At 43.9% G+C, this 5,688-nt stretch carries 8 protein-coding genes; 2 read left to right on the forward strand and 6 right to left on the reverse strand.

Annotated features, from left to right (window positions below; translation table 11 throughout):
- From HF974_03115 to HF974_03125, 3 genes are all read right to left on the reverse strand, one after another.
- A partial coding sequence (locus tag HF974_03115) for a hypothetical protein (protein MBC2697328.1) occupies positions 1 to 1,080 on the reverse strand: 1,080 nt, incomplete at its 3' end.
- A 102-nt stretch (positions 1,081 to 1,182) separates the two neighbouring features.
- Positions 1,183 to 1,701 carry a small multi-drug export protein gene (locus HF974_03120; GenBank protein ID MBC2697329.1) on the reverse strand — a complete coding sequence of 173 codons (519 nt, stop codon included), beginning with the start codon at positions 1,699 to 1,701 and terminating at the stop codon, positions 1,183 to 1,185.
- On the reverse strand, positions 1,691 to 2,656 hold the full coding sequence (locus HF974_03125; GenBank protein MBC2697330.1) for a replication factor C small subunit: 966 nt from the start codon (positions 2,654 to 2,656) through the stop codon (positions 1,691 to 1,693). Before HF974_03125 ends, HF974_03120 begins: the two co-directional genes overlap by 11 nt.
- Before the next feature lie 133 nt (positions 2,657 to 2,789).
- On the opposite strand from HF974_03125, the gene HF974_03130 reads away from it, so the two are divergent.
- Positions 2,790 to 3,119: a pyrimidine dimer DNA glycosylase gene (locus HF974_03130; protein MBC2697331.1), complete on the forward strand. Its 330-nt coding sequence runs from the start codon at positions 2,790 to 2,792 to the stop codon at positions 3,117 to 3,119.
- Positions 3,120 to 3,130: 11 nt separating this feature from the next.
- On the opposite strand, the gene HF974_03135 is transcribed toward HF974_03130, so the two are convergent.
- Positions 3,131 to 3,742, reverse strand: a complete 612-nt coding sequence (locus HF974_03135; GenBank protein MBC2697332.1) for a molybdenum cofactor guanylyltransferase — start codon at positions 3,740 to 3,742, stop codon at positions 3,131 to 3,133.
- Positions 3,732 to 4,316: a hypothetical protein gene (locus tag HF974_03140; GenBank protein MBC2697333.1), complete on the reverse strand. Its 585-nt coding sequence runs from the start codon at positions 4,314 to 4,316 to the stop codon at positions 3,732 to 3,734. Before HF974_03140 ends, HF974_03135 begins: the two co-directional genes overlap by 11 nt.
- 692 nt (positions 4,317 to 5,008) lie before the next feature.
- On the opposite strand from HF974_03140, the gene HF974_03145 reads away from it, so the two are divergent.
- Positions 5,009 to 5,338, forward strand: coding sequence for a pyrimidine dimer DNA glycosylase (locus HF974_03145; GenBank protein MBC2697334.1), 330 nt, complete (start codon positions 5,009 to 5,011; stop codon positions 5,336 to 5,338).
- 11 nt (positions 5,339 to 5,349) lie between these two features.
- On the opposite strand, the gene HF974_03150 is transcribed toward HF974_03145, so the two are convergent.
- A partial coding sequence (locus tag HF974_03150; GenBank protein MBC2697335.1) for an NTP transferase domain-containing protein occupies positions 5,350 to 5,688 on the reverse strand: 339 nt, incomplete at its 5' end.

Genomic DNA, 5,688 nt, shown 5'->3' on the forward strand with positions numbered 1-5,688 from the left:
CCCGATCTGCGTACCCCTAACTGACCTGCGGTAGCGTTTACTTACCTCAACAGTCTTATCCTGATTATCCTCTGTTACCCAAACCGCATGAGGAAAATCCGAACCCGTAAATGCATGCCTGAATGCATTATAGATAGCACTATCAACCTTCCCCTGCTGGTAAAGTTCCTTAATAGAAGGCCAGCCCCAATCAGAAACCAGTGCTTCAACCGCCCCGAGCCCGTCCCGTTCGAACACCTCCACAAGCAGTGCCGTAACCATGCAGTTTCCTGACATCACAGCCACATTACAGTTGGATACTGCATACTCATTGCCGTTGAATGATAAAGCCAGTCCTCCGGCATCCCTGGTAAGATCCAGCATTTTCCAGTCAGTGATGCTGTCGCCTATGGTGGCTGATTGCTTAAGATCCTGTCCTTCCTTATCAAGAGCACTTATCAATGCCTCATATTTACTGGTGCCACCTATCGGTTTTATCTCTTCAAGCACACTACAAAAACCAGTGGAAGGGAGTATGTCCCAAAAAAAGCAATCCATCTGCCTGATAGACCGAACAGTATTGTCATCAAGCACATCCTCTCCGGCATTCGTATCAATATCCATGGGCGGCATAGATATAATGGTCCGGGCCATTTCCCTGACTAGGTCCTTATCGGTACCTGACATCTCACTGGCATATTCATCAATGGGAAACCACGTACAGTATGTATTTTCTTCAGGTACGCCTGCCAGGTAGGCCGTATAATGTACATACTGGTGGTAACTGGTACTGATGATATTTACTGTATAGCTGCGTCTTAGCAGCTCTATTGCCTTAATGGAACCGGCAATGAAATTTGCATTATCCTTTGCCTTTTTCACAAGGAAATCATTATCCAGGCCGAAGGCTATCAGGAACGGGGCAATCAATGCAAGGGTGTTTCCGGGTTCATAGTTCTTCTTATTAACAACGTATGCCAGGTAATCGTCATAAGCACTGATATTCGTAAAAAGCCGGTCACCCCCTTCAATCCCCTGGCGCACAATGTTAAAAGCATGGTCTGCCGTGACCCACGGTCCTTCCCAGTCTGAGTTGATCATTGAAACCCCTTGTTCAATTTATGTCAATAGTATGTATTTCTACATCCATGTATTTTTACACCCACTATTTTATACACCCACTTTAAATTTATTACTATTACCTCAGAACAATTCAAATATCCCGATCCCTGCCAGAGTGAGTGCAGTCACCACAATCCCGGCTATCAGTACGCCCGTGAATATCGCAAGCAGGGCATGCCTGAATTCAATACCGAACACGAATGCAGCAGCGCATCCCGTCCAGGCTCCGGTGACAGGCAGCGGCACTGCCACGAATAAAGTAAGTGCCAGTGTACCATATTTCTCAAACCTTGCATTGTGCTTGTGGTGAGTGCGGGTGAACAACCAGTTGAAAAATAGATCCCAAATTTTCCAGCGTCGCAGGAAATCCGATACCGGCCCAAGGAATAATAAAAGCGGGATAACAGGTATCATATTACCGATCACGGCCAGGAAGTACGCTTCAGGGACAGCCATACCGTAACCGCCAACCTCGGCCGGGGCAAGTGCAAGTGGTATGGCACCCCTGAGTTCTGCCACCGGAAGCATGGAAATAATAATAGTGGCTGCCCAGTCCGGAATCCAGGAAATAAGAGCAGCAATTGTGGCGCTAACTGTCATTTCCTTTCCCGGCCAGGACAAAATAAGCAAGCAGTGCCTCTAACTGTATCCGTTCATTGGCACCTTCTGTCAGCCTGAAATCTATCTCGCCGATACGATCCATCAATTTTACTTTCAGGATATCAGGGATGCTCTTGTCGAACATGGTCCTGTGTATCTGGACAATAATATCCTCGCCAGATAAGCCCTGGTTGATAAGTAAAGTGTCCAGCTTGGTCCTTGCACCGATAAAGTCCCCGCCCAGTGCCAGATCTATGAGGCTGCCGATCTCCTCTGGTCTGGCAGTGGCAGTGATCTGGTAGATTGCTTCCATATCTATCTTCTTATCCAGTAATCCAGCTGCCTGGAGGGCGTTAATTGCTTTTCTCATATCACCCATGGATACGTATTTTATTGCTTCCATGCCCTCGTCGTTGACCTCAAGTCCCTCTATCCCTGCGATATGGGCTATACGCTGCTGGATGGCTTCAAGTGAAATTGGCCCGAACCTGTATACAGCACACCTGGACTGGATTGGGTCTATGATCTTTGATGAGTAATTGCACGAGAGAATGAACCGGCAGTTGCTGGTGTATTTCTCCATGGTGCGCCTTAGTGCGCTCTGGGCGTCAGAGGTAAGTGCATCGGCCTCATCAAGGAAAATGATCTTGAAATCTGCTTCGCCCAGTGGGGCTGTGCGGGCAAAGTTCTTGATCTTGTTACGTACTACATCGATACCGCGCTCATCACTGGCGTTTAGTTCGGTAAAGTTATTTGTCCACGTGTCGCCGAACAGTTCCTTGGCAACAGCGATGGCTGAAGCCGTTTTGCCAACGCCGGGTGGGCCGGAAAACAGCAAGTGTGGCAGATTGCGGGATTTTACGTATGACTGGAGGCGTTTTACTATTTCGTCCTGTCCAACCACATCTTCCAGGGTGTGTGGACGATATTTTTCAATCCAGATCTCTTCTTTAATTTCCAGAACCTCCTTGTGGGATGGATGTATATATGATTTGATGGGTATAAGGTTTGTTAAAACATTTCAGATAATAACATAATAATATAATAACATATGTTCTTTATCAAGAAATTTGATGGACGTGTTGATCATAAGAATCTGGGACATCCCACCTGAGAGATTTTGCCGGAACCACTTGCTTGGTGAGCACAGGGAACTACATGCTGTGTGGTCTGTCATCACCAATGGCAAGAAAGCATATGCCAACCATCCTGAGATCACAAGATGGAGGGGGAGGCTAAAAGCCCTGTATTTGAGGCATGAGGAACTTGTCCGGGAGATGAAGGCAAGAGGTTACAATCATCATACACCACTTGATCCGGTACTTGCAACCGGCGAGGGTGTACAGAGCATTTTTGTAGTTCCTTATGAAGAGCAGATAAGGATTCTCAGGGAAAAGGAGTGCGGATGCAAAGTTTAGCTGGTCTTCCCTCAAATAGTATATTTTTCAATATCTTCAAGTGTATTTACGTTTAAAAATGTCTTGAGTTCCAGGTCCAGATCCAACTCCCTGATCTTATCCATTTCTATAAGCACCATATCTTCCAGATCAAAGATCGGCGCCAGAATGAACCTTTCACCCTGTTCGATAGCCTTTTTGGTCCCGGCCAGCATAGGTCCGGTACAATATACCGCATGCAGGGGTTCATATATTCCATCATCACTTACAGGCAGTGCCCCATCATGTCCCTTAGCGCTTTTGAACAAGAATTCCACCACATCGGCTTTAAGGAAAGGCATATCACAGGCAACAACAAAAACGTATTCACCACCAGCGGCCTTCAGTCCTTCAAGGATGCCGGCAAGGGGCCCCACATCAACATATTTATCCACTACGATTATCCGACCTGTGGTACATTCTTCAAGGAGTTGCTTTTGCCTGTCATCCCTTACTGACACAATAATCTCATCCACCACTCCTTCAAGGACTTCGATGGTATGCTCGATGATCGGTTTACCATTTATGGGTATCAGGGCTTTCTCCTTATACCCGAGCCGCTTACCCCGGCCGCCAGCCAGTATTATTGCAGAATTATTGATCATATTTTAATGTACTCTGTTGGTACCTGGATTTGAGTCCTGTCAGGTCCAGCAGGTTTTTCATAATGCCATTGATGACATCAGAGCTGTGCAAGATCACACCTGCATCATGTCCGTTCATCTCATATGCTTTGTCACCTTCAGGGACATCAAACCTGCTTATGTCCTCCCTGAACTCCTTGAGCCTCTCATTCCTGGATTCCCTTACAAAGGAGCTGGTTTTTGGCGTAATCCCGACAAGGCTTAGTTCATATCTGAAACACGGCCGGTTCAACAGGCTTGTTAATATGTATACTGCAACTGGGTACCTGTACCCTGGATCCACATCTTTTAAACTATTTTCCAGTATCCGGTAGATGTCTGTTTCCTGCCCCTTGCGATTATATGAATATACCTTTGAAGGGGGAATTTCTTGTTCTACAAGGTAACCAGTGTCATATAACGCCCTGAGGTATCCTGTAATGATCAACCTGTGCTGGTCATATCCTTCTGATTTCAGTTCCCTGGATATGCTACTTATGGAAAGCTGGCGCTCCTTTAGCATATTTGTGATTACATTAAAGAATTTCTCAGACATGTATAATAATTGCTATTGGTAACAAACCTGATAAATACTTTGGTAAATAACACCAAAACAACCATTTATCACAGATGGACTACTGAGTGAATAAGAAAATATGGAACTGCATTGTAGTTCTTGATCACAATATCAGTTATATGAAATTGTGAAACTCATATAAAAATGTATAATTTACTCTATATATATTATTAGGAATCGCGAGAACAATTATCAGTGGTATATTTTGGTTTAGCGAAGTTTGGTTATTTTTGTGTGGTCATATATGGATATTCTACGCAGTGTGATGTCTACTTCTACATGTTTCTGACCAATTTTGATAATGTCTCCCACATGAACCTTATTGTCAAAGTTCCAGAGAACTTTTACGCGATCACCAATTAAGATTTGTCTTCCCCTGGAATCTTTCATTTTTGACCACTTCCATTTATTGAATTATTTCCTAAACCCTTTACTATATCAGCAAATATTACGATTTCAATTTGATTAAGTTATGTTAACAGTTTATAATTACTTTGTATTTAATGTTATGGGAAAGATATAGAGACTTTTTATTATTTTCCGAAGCTGATAGACATTTAAAATTAAGTTATCTAGTTACTATTTAAAATTTATTACATAATAAATAATAAACTTTATGTAATATATGACCTATATTTTCTTTATCAAGAAATTTGATGGACGTGTTGATCATAAGAATCTGGGACGTCCCACCTGAGAGATTTTGCCGGAACCAGTTGCTTGGTGAGCACAGGGAACTACATGCTGTGTGGTCTGTCATCACCAATGGCAAGAAAGCATATGCCAACCATCCTGAGATCACAAGATGGAGGGGGAGGCTAAAAGCCCTGTATTTGAGGCATGAGGAACTTGTCCGGGAGATGAAGGCAAGAGGTTACAATCATCATACACCACTTGATCCGGTACTTGCAACCGGCGAGGGTGTACAGAGCATTTTTGTAGTTCCTTATGAAGAGCAGATAAGGATTCTCAGGGAAAAGGAGTGCGGATGCAAAGTTTAGCTGGTCTTCCCTCAAATAGTATATTTTTCAATATCTTCAAGTGTATTTACGTTTAAAAATGTCTTGAGTTCCAGGTCCAGATCCAACTCCCTGATCTTATCCATTTCTATAAGCACCATATCTTCCAGATCAAAGATCGGCGCCAGAATGAACCTTTCACCCTGTTCGATAGCCTTTTTGGTCCCGGCCAGCATAGGTCCGGTACAATATACCGCATGCAGGGGTTCATATATTCCATCATCACTTACAGGCAGTGCCCCATCATGTCCCTTAGCGCTTTTGAACAAGAATTCCACCACATCGGCTTTAAGGAAAGGCATATCACAGGCAACAACAAAAACGTATTCACC

Source organism: ANME-2 cluster archaeon, from assembly GCA_014237145.1.
Classification (GTDB): domain Archaea; phylum Halobacteriota; class Methanosarcinia; order Methanosarcinales; family Methanocomedenaceae; genus Methanocomedens_A.